Annotated in this window: 16 protein-coding genes and 1 riboswitch; of the genes, 1 reads left to right on the forward strand and 15 read right to left on the reverse strand. The window is 52.4% G+C overall.

The features are described from left to right. Positions 1 to 72 precede the first annotated feature (72 nt). From HN413_16355 to HN413_16425, 15 genes are all read right to left on the reverse strand, one after another. The gene (locus tag HN413_16355; GenBank protein MBT3391972.1) at positions 73 to 315 is read right to left on the reverse strand and encodes a zinc ribbon domain-containing protein; all 243 of its coding nucleotides are present in this window, start codon (positions 313 to 315) and stop codon (positions 73 to 75) included. A 106-nt stretch (positions 316 to 421) separates the two neighbouring features. After that, entirely contained in the window at positions 422 to 685 is a 264-nt protein-coding gene (locus HN413_16360) for a dehalogenase (protein ID MBT3391973.1), read from the reverse strand. Positions 686 to 707: 22 nt separating this feature from the next. Continuing rightward, complete coding sequence (locus HN413_16365; GenBank protein MBT3391974.1) at positions 708 to 2,090, reverse strand: reductive dehalogenase; 1,383 nt, start codon at positions 2,088 to 2,090, stop codon at positions 708 to 710. Positions 2,091 to 2,139: 49 nt separating this feature from the next. Then, a riboswitch (cobalamin riboswitch) is annotated at positions 2,140 to 2,356 on the reverse strand. Positions 2,357 to 2,486: 130 nt separating this feature from the next. Continuing rightward, a complete protein-coding gene (locus HN413_16370; protein MBT3391975.1) occupies positions 2,487 to 2,699 on the reverse strand; it encodes a twin-arginine translocase TatA/TatE family subunit in 213 nt (70 codons plus the stop codon). After that, positions 2,696 to 3,484 carry a twin-arginine translocase subunit TatC gene (gene tatC, locus HN413_16375; GenBank protein MBT3391976.1) on the reverse strand — a complete coding sequence of 263 codons (789 nt, stop codon included), beginning with the start codon at positions 3,482 to 3,484 and terminating at the stop codon, positions 2,696 to 2,698. The genes HN413_16370 and tatC overlap by 4 nt, the downstream gene beginning before the upstream one ends. A 26-nt stretch (positions 3,485 to 3,510) precedes the next feature. Continuing rightward, positions 3,511 to 5,262 (reverse strand): hypothetical protein, encoded by a 1,752-nt coding sequence (locus tag HN413_16380; protein MBT3391977.1) that lies wholly within the window; start codon positions 5,260 to 5,262, stop codon positions 3,511 to 3,513. Positions 5,263 to 5,456: 194 nt separating this feature from the next. Continuing rightward, positions 5,457 to 5,681, reverse strand: coding sequence for a hypothetical protein (locus HN413_16385; protein MBT3391978.1), 225 nt, complete (start codon positions 5,679 to 5,681; stop codon positions 5,457 to 5,459). Between the two features lie 89 nt (positions 5,682 to 5,770). Next, complete coding sequence (locus HN413_16390; protein ID MBT3391979.1) at positions 5,771 to 7,177, reverse strand: reductive dehalogenase; 1,407 nt, start codon at positions 7,175 to 7,177, stop codon at positions 5,771 to 5,773. A gap of 27 nt (positions 7,178 to 7,204) precedes the next feature. Continuing rightward, a complete protein-coding gene (locus HN413_16395) occupies positions 7,205 to 7,858 on the reverse strand; it encodes a response regulator transcription factor (GenBank protein ID MBT3391980.1) in 654 nt (217 codons plus the stop codon). 4 nt (positions 7,859 to 7,862) lie between these two features. Further along, positions 7,863 to 9,467, reverse strand: a complete 1,605-nt coding sequence (locus HN413_16400; GenBank protein MBT3391981.1) for a HAMP domain-containing protein — start codon at positions 9,465 to 9,467, stop codon at positions 7,863 to 7,865. Positions 9,468 to 9,513: 46 nt separating this feature from the next. Continuing rightward, positions 9,514 to 10,476 (reverse strand): amidinotransferase, encoded by a 963-nt coding sequence (locus HN413_16405; protein ID MBT3391982.1) that lies wholly within the window; start codon positions 10,474 to 10,476, stop codon positions 9,514 to 9,516. Beyond that, positions 10,473 to 10,946: a hypothetical protein gene (locus HN413_16410; GenBank protein ID MBT3391983.1), complete on the reverse strand. Its 474-nt coding sequence runs from the start codon at positions 10,944 to 10,946 to the stop codon at positions 10,473 to 10,475. Before HN413_16410 ends, HN413_16405 begins: the two co-directional genes overlap by 4 nt. Before the next feature lie 165 nt (positions 10,947 to 11,111). Further along, on the reverse strand, positions 11,112 to 12,080 hold the full coding sequence (locus HN413_16415) for a DnaJ domain-containing protein (protein MBT3391984.1): 969 nt from the start codon (positions 12,078 to 12,080) through the stop codon (positions 11,112 to 11,114). 370 nt (positions 12,081 to 12,450) lie between these two features. Continuing rightward, positions 12,451 to 14,580 carry an RNA-binding transcriptional accessory protein gene (locus tag HN413_16420; GenBank protein ID MBT3391985.1) on the reverse strand — a complete coding sequence of 710 codons (2,130 nt, stop codon included), beginning with the start codon at positions 14,578 to 14,580 and terminating at the stop codon, positions 12,451 to 12,453. An 87-nt stretch (positions 14,581 to 14,667) separates the two neighbouring features. Further along, positions 14,668 to 15,429: a DUF1295 domain-containing protein gene (locus HN413_16425; protein MBT3391986.1), complete on the reverse strand. Its 762-nt coding sequence runs from the start codon at positions 15,427 to 15,429 to the stop codon at positions 14,668 to 14,670. A gap of 225 nt (positions 15,430 to 15,654) precedes the next feature. Here HN413_16425 and HN413_16430 point away from each other — a divergent pair. Then, positions 15,655 to 16,700 (forward strand): MerR family transcriptional regulator (locus HN413_16430; protein MBT3391987.1); only part of this gene is annotated, 1,046 nt, incomplete at its 3' end.

Genomic DNA, 16,700 nt, shown 5'->3' on the forward strand with positions numbered 1-16,700 from the left:
CTAATCTATAAAGAAGCCAGGAATGCAGGTAATTACTGCTTGGATGATGGGTTTCTTTATGAGGTTTTGATATTAATTTGAACTGCATGTCCCGCAGGATGTAGCCGAGCAACTTCCACACCCGGAGGGGGCTCCAGCGATGGAGCGGGCGGCGCCCTCCGTAGACTGCGAGAACATTACCGGGACGGATACCATGCGCGAGCTATGATTTCCAGCACAGTCAGGGCAGGTGGCTATATCATCACGCTGGCTAATGCCGCGAAACAATTCAAAATTCGCGCGACAATCCAGGCAGCGATATTCGTAGAATGGCATAATTTTGCTCCGCGTGTATAATTGCAAATTAGTCTGGAGGGGATGATTGCCCTTGCTAAAAGCTCATCCCCCCCAGGCTCCAGATTAAGATGGGGTTATTTAGACGCTACGCCTTTTTTGCTCGCAAGAAGGCCAAGACGCCTGCCAAAGCCGCCAGAATCAATCCCGGCAAGCCGATAATCAGCAGCAGGAATCCACCGGCACGCGGCTCTAGCTCTAGTTGAGAGGCAGAGTAGTTTTCGATGCCGTAGAGTAACAAGATTACACCTACAACTGCCAAAACCCACTCGTACCAGGTTAATTTCACTTTTTCAGTGGTCACAAGCCAGTACACACCGGCTCCAAGCACTAAACCTAAGATAAGCCACAACATGGTTGCATCCTCCTAAATACTAGCTGGTTTCTCGAACGGTCTGGTAGGTATCAATGCCGTAATCGGGCAAGTTCTGTTTCCACCATGAGGCCGCGCTCTTTTGCGGTGTTTCCGGTTGATCGCGGTATGGGGAGTAGAGCAAATCGTCGAGGCTGACGAATGCTTTATTGAACATGCGTGTCTTGGCGGCAACCGAATTGCGGAAGCGGTGGAAGGATGCCAGGTTCTTGCTGGAGAAGGGGCAGACTGTGAAGCAAATACCACAGTTGGTGCCAATTTGATTCCAGTAGGAACGGCAAGCGGTCGAGTTCTCGAAGAACGCTTCGTGACCGGGATTATTCCAGCCGCCGCGCACTTCCCAGGTGGCATCGCCAAAACTGAGGTTCTTCGGCGGGCACATCTCGGCGCACTTCAGGCAGTCATGGCAGAAATCCCAGATGCCGGCGTTGATCGGTTTGGTCGGCGCCAGGGGGAGATCGGTGAGCAGCTTGAAGACGCGCACCATCGGGCCGTATTCGGGAGTGACCAGGCGGTTGAGGCGGGAGAGTTCACCCAAACCAGCCATGACACCAAAGGCCGGAGCAATGCCCAGGGCGTTGGTGCTGGCTTCGCCAATGCCCATATAACCCAAGCCGCGCAAGAACTCTTGCAAACGTTCCTGGATATTCTGGGAGCGACGATAGGTCAGCGATGTAGTCATCGAGCCAATCGGGGTTGGGCAGCGTGTCATAGTTTCTTCGGACATCTGCACGGTGTAGACGACAGCCCAGCGCGCTTTCTTGGGGATCAGGCGATATTCTTCGGTTTCTTCGGGCTGTTCGGCATCTTCGATGCGTAATTCTACGCCATCGGGGTCGTGCGAGTAGATCAGTTTTTCGGTAGTATTGGTATCTAATTCCACAAAACCAACTGTGGCTGCACCCAGGTGACGCAGTGCAGCGGTTACAACCATGGCAGCTTCTTCAGGAGAGCCTTCCCACTTGGGCACGCCCAGGTCTTCAGGGGTTTTGGCTTTTTGTGGTCCGATGAAACTGCGGGGTACACCACCAGAACCGGCGCCACTTTGCATGGCGCGATCTAACAGGGTGTAACCATCTTTGCCTTCTTTGAGCCATTTATCCAAATTGGCTGCGCGCAATTCTGAGAGGCGGTTGGCCTCATCTTCACCCACATACTTGGTGAAACCGCGGCGCACGGTGTTGAATTCTGCATAGCGATTAACATTGGCCCAATCGACACCACTGGTCGGCTCGTCTTGGGTTTTAATGAAGCTGGGGCGTTGTAGCCCAACAGCCTTGTCAGATGCCTGTTCTTCCAGATTTACCATGGGAGCCAAGCTGGCAACAGCACCTAATTTGCCGAGTTCTTTCATGAACTCGCGTCGGGTCAGGCTTTCAGGCATTTCATTCTCCTTTTTTTCGAGGAGTTCCCACCGTCCTTTCAGCGAGGCTTGTGGAAACATCAGTCTTGGCGGGCGGCCTGGCTTGGTTAGCGATAAACTGGTAGCCGTCAGCGGTTAGCAAAATGCTAATGGCTTTTGGCTTACAGCTATCGGCTGACCTTACAGTTGCGCGACAGCGCCGGACTTACTTGTAGATCAAGTTCACCGGCTTCGCCTTTTACCCCACCCATCCGGGGGTTTGGAGTACCAGGACTGAAGTTTTTTTGATTGGTAAAATTCGGACTGCATGGTGTGTCAATCAGCGGTCTATAAAATTTCCAACTGCGACACTGGGGGGAAGTTGATTGCAATTAATTGGGTTGATTCTGCCTCCTTTCGCGATCGTGGTAATGGCGATTATGACTTGTCGTTATCGCTCTTCGAGTCATCGAGGATGCTCGTCGTAGCGCGCGTAACCTCACTCGTCATTTCTGAAAATACGCCTTGGATAGATTTAATAATCTCGCGGGCTTCTCCGGCCAGGCGCACCGTTTCTTTGGGGCCAACAGCCAGTACAGCCAACAAGAAGATCAACATTAATTCACCCGCGCCAAGATTGAAAAATCTCATATGCTTTCAACTCCTGCTTCAACGAGCGCTTTATTTCGGGCACGGCCAGCAAACCAGGCTAGCACAATGCCCAGTTCATACAAAACCAGCAACGGAGCCATGACCAGCATCATGTTGAAAACATCGGGTGTTGGCGTTATCACTGCGGCTAAAACTGCAATGCCAACCAATGCAAAACGGCGGCCTTTTGACAGTTGTCGAGAAGTTACCAACCCTAATCGGGCCAGCAGCGCCAGTAGTAGTGGTGTCTCAAAGACAGTGCCGCTGCTCAACATTACTGTGGTCACAAATGAGATATAGCCGTCAATCGAATAGGTGGGTTGTACCAGATCGCTCATAAATCCTTGTAGATAATTGAGCGCCAACGGAAGCATCAAACCACCAGCAAAAGTTACACCCAGAGCAAAGAAGAAACCAATTCCCAGCACCGATGTAATTAGCATACGGCGCTCTTTCTTGGTCAACCCCGGAACGATGAAGGATAATAATTGATATAGAATAACTGGCAAGGCGATGACAACACCCAGCATCAAGGCCAGACGGAAGTACACAACGATTGATTCGGTGGGGTGCAGCGAAACCGGGCGAATATCACCCATCGGGAGCAGCAAAAACTCAAGCAAGCGGTTGACGAAAGCCAGACTGACCGCCGTCCCTAGAACTAGGGCAATTACCATGCGCAACAAGTGGGCGCGCAATTCCTCGATATGCGACCAGAACTTCATGCGGCGCTGTTTGCGCTCGGCGCGTAGTTCTTCGTTCGATGGTGGAGGCGTGTCAGTCATATTTCGTGGCCTGATTGTTAGAACGGCTAGTTGCCAGCAGTCTCGTCTTTGAGTTCGTAAGGAATATTCTCGTGGCACAGGGCGCATGATTCTTTATAGGGGCCATAGTTCATGTGACAACCATAGCAGGGATAGCCTTCGCCGTAGTGCCAATCGTGAGGGTCTGATTCAAAGCGCGAAGTGAGTTCTGCAAAACCTTCCTCGGTTTCACCGTGGCAGGAAATACACACATCATTGGCTGGGGGATTTGACGGCGGAAATGGATCGTGACAATCGGCACACACCATTTCTTCTTGAATCCGGTGTACTTCATCCATCATGTTTAGATTCTCGCCCCAGGCTTCGAAATTGCTCATCCCATAAGGCACATGCGGTAGTTGCAAGACCATCTTCGAGAGCGTACTTTCGTTTTCCAGCATGGCTGCGAAATCAAGCCCGTCCCAGGCGCGCCCGTGACAGGCGGGGTTCGCACAGAAGGATGAGCCATCCGCCGTTTCGTAGTTGGTTGTGTCATGGCATCCTGAACAAGTTTCGTCGGGGTCTTCGGGGAAATATGCAATCTGGTGCAGGGTCAGCCAGCCCGGTTCCGCGTGTGTGGTGGGGCGCGGCTCTTCGTTGATATCCAAATGAACCAGCGTGGTTTCTGGTCCCGCCATCACCGGGGTCGCGTGGCACAGGCTGCATGCCAGCGGAATTCCACCACCCACATTGGTGAGGTGATTGCCATCATGACAACGGAAACAACCCGGGTCGGTGTTGTGTCCCAGATTGTTGGGGTGTGTATCCCAGTCCATTTTTTGTTCAGGGAAGATGCTGCTCGTGTAGATGTCTTTGATGATCTGAACAGTGGCATCCAGTTCTTCCCAGGCGACGTCGTAGACATCCGGATAGTTTTCTTGATAAAACAACTTGATATTGGCGATGCTCAGCATCGCTTTTTCAGGCGAGTCATATTCTGCGCGCAAGGCTTCAACCGCCACGCGTTTGATTTCGGGCAGCTTGGTGGAAATCACGCCGTGTTGCAGAGCCTGATCGATGGCTGTTTCGGGCTGTAAAATATTGTGTGTAACGCGGTTATGGCAGGTGATGCAGTCCATCTTCTGCAGTTCTTCTTCATTTACCGAGTAGGGATCAAACCCAGAGGCGATATCGACATAATCGGTGGCAGTGCCTTCCTTGTTGACCACGCGCACAAATGGGATTTCTTGTTCCGATTCATCTGTGGGGGCATACAGCACTGTGTTATTGATATGCCAGTGAATTCCCTGATTGCTGTCGCCACCGCCGGTGTTGAGCACCAGAAACGTGCGATACAGCGAGTTTTCGGGGTCGATGTCATAGGTGGCGATTACCTTGTGAGTTGCATCAGAAAACTTTTTTACGTTATGGCATTCTTCGCAAACTTCTTCTGCCGGGCGCAAGGTGTGGGATACCAAGGGATATTCGTAGTTCTTGAAAAGGGAGGCGGTGACATGCCGAACTTCGCCGATTTTGCGCCCAATCTGGCTGCCAATCGGTGCGCGCCCGAGGTGACATTCTACGCATTTGACCTCGGCGTGGGGCGAGTTCAAATAAGAGAGATTTTCAGATGGGTGGACACCATGACAGGCGCTGCCACAAAACTCAGGCGAGTTGGTGTACTCCCAGGTATATGTGCCGATGAAGATTGTCAACACAAAAATCAAAGCCAGCACCAGAAAGGGTGCAGTTTTCGCCCAGCGGCTTGCTTCCAGGCTGGGGTAGAAAAAAAGCCGGATTTTCTGGATAAAATTCTTCATTGCACCTTCCTCATTTCAGGACTTTGCTAGCATATTTCAGTAACACCATCATAGCAAAAGCGGATTGCTGGTTGTAGCGGGAAATCTCCTCACCTTTGTAGGGTTTTTCCTGACAGGTGTCTGCTTGAGAATCAAACGGGCTGCAACTCATAGGTTGCAGCCCGTTTGATTCCCAGAATATCAGGGATAATGTGTTATAAGAGACGATCCCGCCGGATAATGTAGCTGGTGATACCCCCTAGAAGCAATACGCCGAACATCAGCCAGAAGAGTGTCGCAGCGCGGGGTTCAAATTCCTTGCTGCTGGCAATGGCGGCTTGTGCAAATAATATTTCTAGAAATACCCACAGGAGCCAGGCCGCCCACTCGTACCAGGGGCGGCGCATAAATCGGATGAGGCGATAATCGTCATTATCCATAGCTTTAAAATACCTTAAATGACATATTTTGAGTTTTCCCTTAACTGCTCAGGCTAGCGCTTTCGCAGAGAGAATGCCTCTTTTGGTTCCTAATCTTCGCGCAGGGTTTGCTCGGTGTCGATACCGTATTCGGGCAAATTTTGCCACCACCATTGTTCGGGGTCTTTTTGCGCGCCATAGCTGAAAGCATCATCCATACTGCGCAGGAAACCATCTAGAAAAGGGAGTTTGGCAACCCCGGCTTTGATCCAGCTGTGAAGCCAGACTTTATTCTTCTTTGAGAAGGGGCAAACCGCGAAACAGATACTGCAATTTGTACCTGCTTTTTCGGTCATATAGGTGCGGCAATTGACCGAATTCTCGAAAAAGGCTTTGTGTCCGGGATTAGACCAGGGGCCTTCCGTTTCCCAGGATGGCTCATCGGACAGGCTGAGCGCGCTGGAGGGACAGGCCTCGGCGCATTTTTTGCAGGATTTACAAAAATCGAAAATGCCAGCATCAATGGGTTGATCGGGAACCAGTGGGAGGTCGGTAATCATTTTGAACATGCGCACCATGGGGCCAAATTCGGGCGTAATCATCCTGTTGAGGCGCGACAACTCTCCGAGACCGGCCATCACCCCCAGAGCCGGGGCGATGGCCAGCGCATTGCTGGTGGCCTCCCCCAGGCATTGGTATCCTAATCCGCGCAAAAATTCTTGCGTTTTCTCTTGAATATCCCGGCCGCGGCTATACGATAAAAGTGTGGTTTGCTCGGCAATTGCGGTGGGCGCGCGCTTGACGGTCTCAATAGACATCTGTACCGTATAGACAATTGCCCATTTAGCCTTGTTGGGAATAATGCGCCGGGTGGCTGTTTCGGAGGCCTGATCGGTATCCTGAAAAACAAGTTCTTTACCGTCGGGGTCGTGAGTGTAGATTAGCTTGCGTGTTTGTTCGTTGAGTTCAACAAAACCGATGGTGGCAGCGCCAAAATGACGCATGGCAACCCGCAACATGCGGGAGGCTTCTTCGGGTGATCCGCTCCAGGGTGCCACACCGCGTTCATGGGGTGTCTGCGCATTTTGCGGGCCGAGGAAAGAACGCGCTCCGCGTGCCCCGAGACCCTGGGCCGCGTTGAGCGCCTGGTCTTTGAGGGTGTAACCAGGGGTATGGTTGATGATGCGTTGTTTCTCGCTTTCTTCAGCAACCCGCAGCAGATGATCGTATTCGTCTTGCCCAATGAACGCGGCGAATCCGGAACTGCGCATAGTTTTGCGCGAGTCGAAGCGCTGAAGCTGATCCCAATCGATTTCGACGGTCGGTTTCTCAACGGATTTAACCCACCAGGGGCGCGGCGCTTTTCCCGTGGAGCTGAGTAGCTGCTGGGAAGGTGGTGCGGTGTTTTTTGTCGGGCTGGCCGCCGGGAGCGTGTTGGCAGCCAGCGATGTTGCTGTAATTCCGGCGATACGAATAAACTCTCGGCGAGTGATGAGTTTTCGGCCTTTTTCTACCACTAAGAACTCCTCATACTATCTTTATGCCTACGAATCAGTTTTGTCGAGCAGCCCAGCTTTGAGGGCAAACTGCACAATTTGCGAACGATGTTCCAGATCAAGTTTCTCCATAGCGCGGGCGCGATAGGTGTCAACTGTTTTCGGACTGAGTGACAGGCGTTCGCCAATTTCGCGGCTGGTATACCCCATAGCACACCAGCGCAGCACGGCTTGTTCGCGCTCCGAGAGATTTTCGAGTAATTGGGAATTGGTTTGCTGTTCGAGTAGTTTGTCGATAACGACTGTCGCAGCATCAGGGTGCAGATAGCGTTTGCCCTGATAGACACTGCGGATGGCTTGCAGCAGATCCGTGTGCGCCGTCGATTTGGGGACATATCCATCGCAGCCCGCCTGAACCGCTTCCAGTACCAATTCTTGACCGGAATGCATGGACAATACAATTATATGAACGGGTAAATCCAGCCGCCGAATCTTGCGGATGGCATCCAGTCCGCTGCCATCGGGTAGGCCTAAATCCATAATGATAATATCGGGTTGCGATTCGGTTGCCTGGCGAATTCCCTCACGGGCTGTACCCGCTTCAGCGACCACGATCATATCGTCTTCGCTTTCGATCAAGGCCCGCAATCCGCCCCGCAATATTTTATGGTCATCCACAAGCAATAAACGAATGGGCTGCATATTTTTAGTTGGTTTCCATTTCGAGCGGAACTCGCACATGCAGCAATGTCCCGGCTCCGGGTGCGGATTTTACGATCAGCGTTCCTGAAATCATATCGCTGCGTTCCTGAATGCTAATCAAACCTAAGCGGCGACTGGTGGTATTGTTACTGAAATTATCGACCGAAAAACCTTTGCCGTTATCTTCGATCATCAGGTTGACGGCCGTTGGTGATACATCGATTTGGATTTTTACCCGGCTTGCCTCCGCGTGGCGCACGATATTCGTTAAACTTTCCTGGGCAATGCGGTATAAATTGGTCTCGATTTCAAAGGGCAGGCGTTGGCTATGCAGATCAATTTCGTACTTACAGACAATGCCAGCCTCGCTGAGCATCTCTTCGCTGAGTGTGCGTAGGGCAACTTCCAGGCCAAATTCTTCCAGCGCCGCCGGGCGCAATCGGTGAGAGATGCCGCGAATTTGTTCGATCGTTTCGGATGCGGACTGGCATAAATCGCTGACGTTGTTTCGCAGTCCTTCAGCCGCGGCTGTTTTTTCGAGCGTTTTCAGGCGGATAAGTAAGCTGGTCAGGCTTTGGCCTGCGCCATCATGCAATTCTCTCGAGAGACGGGCGCGTTCATTTTCCTGTGCGCTGACCAGGGCCGTTAACAACGCCTGACGGGCCGATTCTTTCTCTTTAAGTGTTGTGTGTAACCAGGCGTTGGCGACAAATTCCGAGATTTGTGAGCCAATCGTGCTGAACGTATCCATATCATTACTGCTGGGTTTACTGTCTTCCGGGCAAATAATATTGACCAGTCCAAAGCGCTGGCCGCGGGCGGCAATCGGAATCAGCAGATGATAGATGTTGCCATCGCTTGGGCGTTTGATCTGTTCGCAAATGTGCATGGATGCTGCCACGTCCCCATTGGATTGCAGGCTTTTTTGGGCATGCGAACAAATCTGATCGGAGTTTTCGATCAGGGTTTGTTTAAATGTTTGGGGTACAGCCACTGAACTTGCCAGGCGCAACTTGTGATTATCCGGATCGTCGGCGTCTTTGAGAAAGATCCACCCGCTTTCAAAGCCCATCACCTCAAGGGTTGTATGCAGCGAAACATCGAGCACATTTTGCAGATCAAGCGCGCGGCTGGCTGCCATAGCTACACGGTTGATAGCCTGGAAGCGTCGGTTTGAGCGCTGCAATTGTTGCTGGCTGCTTACCATGCGGTCAATCATACTATTGACGGCAGTAGCCACCTCGCCGATTTCATCGGGAACCCAAACGCGGGCACGCGATTCAATATCGCCTTCCGCCACGCGTTGAGCCGCCTGGCGTAATTCCAGCAGGGGCTTGGTCAGACTCAGCATTAAAAGTGCTGTTAGGAGTACCGAAGCAATCGCGGCCAGAGCGGTAACAAAAATAACACTACGGCTCCCCGCTTGCATGGCAATATACACGCGGTCATCTGAAATTAAATATGAAAGCCAGTCCGAAAGGCCAGTGCGCACCCAATAATTGAGCGCGAAGCCCAAGATCAAGATGGGCAACACCATAATTCCGGTGATTTTGATGCGTACGGGAACCGCAAATATCGCATCCGATAGTCGATCTCGCACGAGTGTCATTCGATTGGTGACCATGGATAGAGCTTACTTGATTCCCGAATGCATGTCAACCGATGCGCTCGCTGCGCTCGCGCGCCAATATACCCGTTAAGCAGCCGATGCCCCCGGCTGCCTTGATGAGTTCGGTGATCTCAATGGTATGGCAAATGATATTGTGGGATTCAAAAAACGCCTGTGTAATCGGGTTGCCCGCTGGCATGAGGATTTCGCGCCGTCCCAGTGTGACGATATTCAGCGCGTGGCCCTGGGTGGCTTCTGTTTCATCGGGGATGAATACCACCTCGAAGCCGTGGGCGCGCAGCGCCGCTACTGTGGGGTATGAAACCCGATATGGCCAGGCAATCGCCAGATTCTCATCCACAAAGCGCAGTTGGCCCATCAGGTGCATGCCGCCATAAGGCAGTTCCACCGGGATGGTGCGCACCCCCATCGTTTGCAGCACGTCAGCCACCTGTTCGATTCCCGCCGCATTCGTGCGCAGGCCGTGCCCCAACAGCACCCTCTCCGGATTCAGCCACAGAGCATCGGCCCCTTCAAAGGTAGCATTTCCGTTCAAGGTGCGCACAATTGGGATACCCAAATCAGCTAAACGACGTGCGATCCAGCGCTCCTCACCGGCCCTCACCGTGGAGGCTGGTCGCGCCAGAATGGCGCCCTCCGGGGTCATGAAAAATAAATCCGCGCAAAAGATCAGGTTGGGCGAAGGAATTTCGTTTGGCGCAACGTACTCCACCTCAACTCCCGCTGAGCGATACGCGTGAGCGATGGCGCGATGCTGCTGGCGCGCCAGGTTTAGATTGGGCTGGTGGAGCATCTGTACCAGATTGGGATCATTGATCTGTTCCCATTCCGCGCTCGGCTCGTGAAGCAGCACAGCCTTGAGGCGCGCCCATTCGCTGTCAATGCCGCAAGCGCGCCACACGGAGCCAATTTCTTCTGCGTGGCTCCGTGTGCGGGATGACCAATCTTCGCCGCCGTATGCGGCAGCCTGGAGCAGATCGAAACTCACGAAGCGATAACCCCACCGTATAGTTCGATCTCTTTTCTGCGGCGTAGCGCAACGGCTTTGCGCCAGGCTTCTTTTTCGCCATATTTTTGGATCGAAATAGTAGTGGCTTTACGCTCTTTCGTATTCGGACACCATGTCACGTAATACACTTCGGTGTAATTGGGTTTGAGACTGCCATCTGGGTAGGTTGCGCCGGTCTTTCGCCAAATTCTCTGAATGCCAGTAACGCCGAGTGCATTATTGGGGTTCGATTGTATTCTGCGCTCGGTGCGCGGTTTGCCGAGTTCCAATTCTTTTTCATCGCGCCATTCAATCGCCGATTCAAGGGCCTCATCATAGCCGCCCCAGGCGCTATCGGAAAAGAACTTGCGGTGTTCAACCCCCTGGAATTTGATGCGTACATACCACCCGATAGCTTTTTTATAATCCATGCGGGTAATGCTTTTGGGGAATTTGCGCTTGGTGCTCATCGTTCTACTACTCCTTACGGGTAACTCTTGTTAGAGGATCAAAAAAGCAGACGCACTTGGGAAAATCCCCCAAATACATCCGCTTCAGGTTTTGCTTCGCGGCTGTACAAAAGTACTTGCCTTTTGTTTGATACATAAAAAGGGTTAGGCTATCGGTGACGCTTATTATACACGCATTTTTTTGAGTTGCAGAAACAAATCCTTCTCTTTTGATGTTAAATTCTTAGGTAAGAGTATATTGACTTGTGCCAATAAATCGCCAACATCTTTAGAGTTTTTAATATTTGGCATCCCCAGGCCGCGCAAACGGAATATTTTGCCGTTTTCAGTTTCAGCCGGAATAGTAAGTTTTACGCGCCGGTCAATCGCGGTGATTTCAACTTCGCCACCCAGGAGTGCATCATACAAGCCCACCGGGACAGTGGTGCGAATATGATCGCCATCGCGCATGAAAAGCGGATGCGAGATTACCTTGATTTTTAGGAACAGATCGCCAGCCTGGCCGCCCATTGCACTGCGTTGACCCTGTCCGCGCAGACGAATCTTCGAGCCGGTTTTAACTCCCGGCGGGATGCTGGCTTCGATTTTTCGTCCATCTTCCCATTGCAGGGTGCGCTGGGTGCCGTGGTACGCCTCTTCAAGTGTAATTTCGACAGTGTGTTCGGCATCCTGGCCGCGGCTGGACTGGCGTACTCGTTGCCGCCCAAAGTCGACTCCGCCACTGCGTCCACCCAGGCCACCGAAGAGCACTTCGAAGAAATCGGAAAAACCGCCAGAGCCGCCTACGCCACCCATGTTGCCGAAAATTCTCTGCAAGTCTTCTTGCGATACCTGTCGGGCTTGCTGTCCCCCCGCCGTGCGCCACGCATCCCAGTTAAAGTCTTCCGGTTGACCTCCGGCGCGTGAATACTGCTGCCAATGCGAGCCGAACTGATCGTATTTTTGGCGTTTATCGGCATCGGAGAGTACTTCGTTGGCTTCGTTGATCTCTTTGAACTTTTCCTCCGCGCTGGCATCGTCCTTGTTCATATCGGGGTGATACTTGCGCGCCAGTTTGCGAAAAGCCTTTTTGATCTCGGCTTGCGAAGCGCTGCGTTCAACGCCCAGGGTTTTGTAATAGTCTTTATAGTCCATAAGATGCTTTCCAGCGACAACAAAATCAGATTCGACGTGAAGGCGCAATGTTGCGGAGACGCAAAGGGAAAAATAAAAATTCTTGGCGACTTGGCTCCTTCGCGGCTTTGCGTTAAAACTTCGGGTAAATTTTGAGCGCAAAAAGGACGAGCATCGCGCCCGCCCTCGGAGTGCAGGGCTGATTATAAACCACCCCGCAGTTTTTTTCGATTCGCTTACCTAGCCAACTTTGACGTCGATCTTACGCTTTTTGGCTTCTCCGGTCTCTTTCTGTTCGAGGCTGAGCAGTCACAAGAATTTTTAGATATGATGCTATTCTAGGCCAACCATGTTAGAAGAACGCAAATAAAATCTCAGAGATCTATAAAAATTACGCCCAACCCAAACTGATGCGCCCCCGTTCAATTTCGACTTTCAAAATCTCAACCTGAATCACATCGCCAACACTGAGTGATTGATTGCGTGGGATTTGGCTGCGGTGCAGCAGGCCGTCTTGTTTGACGCCAATATCTACGAAGGCGCCGAAATCGACCACATTGCGCACGGTGCCTTTCATACTCATGCCGGTGACCAAATCATCCATTTTGAGCACATCGCTGCGCAGAATCGGCTTGGACAGATCTTCACGCGGGTCGCGTCCCGGGCGGATGAGTTGCTCGAAGATGTCTTCCAGGGTGGGGAGGCCGACGCCCAGTTGAGCGGCGAGCTCCTCGAGGGGGACGCGTTGGCGGTACGCGCTCAGGGTTGTGGCGCGCGCCTCGGGGGGAGCGCTCAACTCGAGGGCCGCGTCCCGCACAACTGCTTCGGCGACAGGATAACTCTCCGGGTGAATCGCCGAGGCGTCCAACGGATTTTTCCCGCCATTAATCCGCAAAAAACCGGCAGCCTGCTCAAAGGTTTTGGCGCCCATCCCGGAGACTTTTTGCAATTCCTGGCGGCTGTAAAACGGGCCATTCTCGTTGCGATACTCGACGATGCGTGTAGCCAGCTTGGGACCAATGCCAGAGACGTGACCGAGCAGCGCCGGAGAGGCCGTATTGGCATCCACCCCGACGCGATTGACTACGCTCTCGACCACGATTTGCAGGGTTTCGGCGAGTTGTTTTTGATCTACATCGTGCTGATACATGCCCACGCCAATTGATTTGGGGTCAATTTTGACCAACTCGGCCAACGGGTCTTGCACCCGCCGCGCAATCGAAACCGCGCCGCGCATCGAGACATCCATATCGGGCAGTTCGGCGCGGGCCAGCGGAGAGGCAGAATAGACCGATGCGCCTGCTTCGTTGACGATGAGATACTGCAAATTTGCTTGCGTTTGCTGGATTAAATCGGCCACAAGCTGTTCGGTTTCACGCGAGGCGGTGCCATTGCCAATGGTGATTAGGGTGACAGCGTGCCGCTCGATGAGTTGATTGAGTGCCTCGAGGGCCTTCTGAGTCTTGTTTTGCGGCGCGTGGGGGTAGATCGTGGCTGTATCCAGGGGTTTGCCGGTGGGGTCTACGATGGCAACTTTGCAGCCGGTGCGAAAGCCGGGGTCAATACCCATGACAACATGCCCGGTGAGGGGCGGTTGGCTGAGCAGATTGCGCAGGTTTTGAGCAAAGATATGGATAGCGTGCGTTTCGGCGGTCTCGCTGAGTGTGCGGCGCACATCGCGCTCGATGGCGGGCAAGAGCAGACGCTTGGCGGCGTCTTCGATGGCGAACGTCAATTCTCTGGCGAATGGCGAACTCAGCCGCGGGTGAAAGTGGTCGTCTATGGCGCGCCGCCAGTCGCGTTCGGGGATGTCGATATTCACGCGCAGTACATTTTCTTTTTCGGCGCGATTGATTGCCAGAACCTGGTGCGGGCGCAGGCGATCTACATTGAGTTCGAATTCATAATAGTCTTTGTAGGTGCCGCGCGGATCATCAGCATCGGCGGCTTTCTGGGTAAATTGCTGTCCCCATTCCAACGCTTTCTGGCGCGTAGTTTTGCGGATCGCCGCATGGTCGCTGATCTGTTCGGCGACGATATCGCGTGCCCCGGCCAGGGCTGTTTCTTCATCTGGTACTTCCGCATTGCGGAAGGCCGCCGCAATTTCTTCGGGCGGTTGCTTGCCCTGGGGTTGCTGCAAAATGAAATCGGCTAATTTGCCAAGTCCCTTTTTTCGGGCAATGCTGGCGCGTGTCTGCCGTTTGGGTTTATACGGTCGGTAGATGTCTTCCAGTTCGGCGCGTGTTTCAACAGCGTTGATCTGGTTTTCCAGTTCTGGGGTGAGTTGTTCTTGCTCGGTGATGGTCTTGAGTACGGTTTTGCGGCGCTCGTCGAGGGCGCGCAGGGTTTTGAGTTGTTCTTCAATCTGGCGAATTTGTTCCTCATCCAGGCCGCCGGTGGCCTCTTTGCGGTAGCGCGAAATGAAGGGAACGGTATTTCCGGCATCGAGCAGTTCAACTGTGTTAGCGACCTGCCCGGTTTTGATTTTCAGGGTTTTGGCGATTTTTTCGATGTGAGTCATGTGGCGATTAAACCACATTCGTCACAGAGTTCACAGCGATTATCTGAACCACAGATAATCGCTGATGAACACAGATTTCTAGATATTCTATCTGGGTCTATCTGTGTTCATCCGTGGACTTTTTGGTAACCAAGGGATGAAGGCGTTGGTGTGTGCTGCATATTCGTCGTAATCGGTCTTGGCAGATTTGAGTGATTTTTCGAGCATGGCGACTCCTGAAACTTTTACCAGTAAAAATGTCATCAGGATGGGGCTAAAAATGGTCAGCGCGCCGGGGAGGGATGTGACGGCTAAAAGGTAGAATCCCCACCATTGGGCTGCATCACCGAAATAGTTGGGATGCCGGGTATAGCGCCACACCCCGGAAGTGAGCAATTTTCCTTTGTTGGCTGGATTGGCCTTGAAGCGTGCCAACTGCCAATCGCCGACTGCTTCAAAGAAGAACCCCACACTCCACAGCAGGCAGCCCAGCGCGTCAACGATGGTGATTCTATTTGGCATTGGGGAGATCATCGCCCCGAGCAGCGGCGCGGAGATAACCCACATCAACACCCCTTGGAGCAGGAATACCTTGAAGAAACTGAACCACCACCATTTACGCCCCGCCTCGCCGCGCCAGGCCTGATAGCGGAAATCTTCCCCATGTCCCCGGTTTCGCATCAAGATGTGCAAAGAGAGACGCAATCCCCACACCGTAACCAGCACAACGGCCAGTAGTTTACGGGTGGCAAAGCCCTCCGGTGTGAGAGCGAAATAGGCCCAGGCGGTGATGGTGAAGCCGGTTCCCCAAAATATATCGACAATGCTGGAATCTTTCAATACCAGACTGAGCAGCCAGAGGGCGACCATCATTCCAAGAATAAGCAACCCGGCGATAACGAACGTGGAAAGAAACATATTTTCTCCTTGAATATATGGACAAAATCTTTGCCTACAGGACGATAATACCAACCATCTTCCATGACGTCAATAATAAATTGTCAAAATATTGGCAATATATTGACAAATAGGATGACGCATGTTAATATTATTCAATCACGATGATTAAAGTGTTTTCGACAGGATGATAGTCCGATGACAAGAATAAACGAAACCCCCTCTTTTAATCTCGGTGTTGTTACTCAGGAAACTGGTATTCATCCAGATACATTGCGTGCCTGGGAACGACGTTATGGCTTGCCGAATCCAGCTCGGACAGAAGGCCGGCATCGCTTGTATTCACAGCGCGATATTGATACGCTCCGCTGGCTGCTGGCGCGCCAGGACGAGGGTATGAGCATCAGCAAAGCTGTCAAATTATGGCAAACACTCATGGAGCAGGGGAGCGATCCTTTGGAAGACACCACAAAGGCAACTTCTCTGCCCCCCAAATTGGCGGGTGTTGAACTGCCCACAGAGGCGCAAATTGACGACTTGCGTTCAGCCTGGGTTGCGGCCTGCCTTAATTTCGATGAGAGCCGCGCCGAGCAGGTTGTGGCGTATGCCTTTGCTTTATTTCCGGCTGAAGTTGTTTGTTTTGATATTTTCTTTGCAGGTCTTTCTGAGATTGGTCAGGCCTGGTATCGCGGCGAAGCGACTGTTCAACAGGAGCATTTTGCATCTGGTCTGGTGCAGCGGCGCATTGACGCTCTGCTTTCTGCCGCTCCGCCGCAACTTCATCCTGAAACTGTGGTTGTGAGCTGCACGCCCAATGAGGAGCATGTGCTGCCCGCGCTGATGATGTCTTTATTGTTACGTAATCGCGGTTGGGGGGTGGTTTATTTAGGCGCCAATGTCCCCATTGCTAATTTGGGTGAGATGATTGCATCCGTACAACCTGCGCTAACCGTGTTGACCGCCCATCGCCTTGTTGCTGCTTCCGAGTTGTTGGATGTTGCCCAAACTCTGGATAAATATAAAATTCCAATGGCATACGGCGGGTGGGTTTTTGGCGCGAATCCGGATTTGCGAGAAGTAATCCCCGGTCATTATTTGGGCGATGATTTGCGTAATGTGGCTTACGAAGTGGAGAAAAAAATTCTCAGGCCCGTGCTATTGGCGCCGAAAAAAACACCACAATCTGAAAGCGATATCGTGAAATACTACTCTGTGATTCGCATGGCTGTGGAGAGTCGCTTGCG

Source organism: Chloroflexota bacterium (assembly GCA_018648225.1).
GTDB lineage: Bacteria > Chloroflexota > Anaerolineae > Anaerolineales > UBA11858 > NIOZ-UU35.

Coding starts and splice junctions, on each gene's coding strand:
- HN413_16355 (MBT3391972.1), bottom strand. CDS start 315: ATGCCATTCTACGAATATCGCTGCCTGGATTGTCGCGCGAATTTTGAA.
- HN413_16365 (MBT3391974.1), bottom strand. CDS start 2,090: ATGCCTGAAAGCCTGACCCGACGCGAGTTCATGAAAGAACTCGGCAAA.
- HN413_16370 (MBT3391975.1), bottom strand. CDS start 2,699: ATGAGATTTTTCAATCTTGGCGCGGGTGAATTAATGTTGATCTTCTTG.
- tatC (MBT3391976.1), bottom strand. CDS start 3,484: ATGACTGACACGCCTCCACCATCGAACGAAGAACTACGCGCCGAGCGC.
- HN413_16380 (MBT3391977.1), bottom strand. CDS start 5,262: ATGAAGAATTTTATCCAGAAAATCCGGCTTTTTTTCTACCCCAGCCTG.
- HN413_16385 (MBT3391978.1), bottom strand. CDS start 5,681: ATGGATAATGACGATTATCGCCTCATCCGATTTATGCGCCGCCCCTGG.
- HN413_16395 (MBT3391980.1), bottom strand. CDS start 7,858: ATGCAGCCCATTCGTTTATTGCTTGTGGATGACCATAAAATATTGCGG.
- HN413_16400 (MBT3391981.1), bottom strand. CDS start 9,467: ATGACACTCGTGCGAGATCGACTATCGGATGCGATATTTGCGGTTCCC.
- HN413_16410 (MBT3391983.1), bottom strand. CDS start 10,946: ATGAGCACCAAGCGCAAATTCCCCAAAAGCATTACCCGCATGGATTAT.
- HN413_16415 (MBT3391984.1), bottom strand. CDS start 12,080: ATGGACTATAAAGACTATTACAAAACCCTGGGCGTTGAACGCAGCGCT.
- HN413_16420 (MBT3391985.1), bottom strand. CDS start 14,580: ATGACTCACATCGAAAAAATCGCCAAAACCCTGAAAATCAAAACCGGG.
- HN413_16425 (MBT3391986.1), bottom strand. CDS start 15,429: ATGGTCGCCCTCTGGCTGCTCAGTCTGGTATTGAAAGATTCCAGCATT.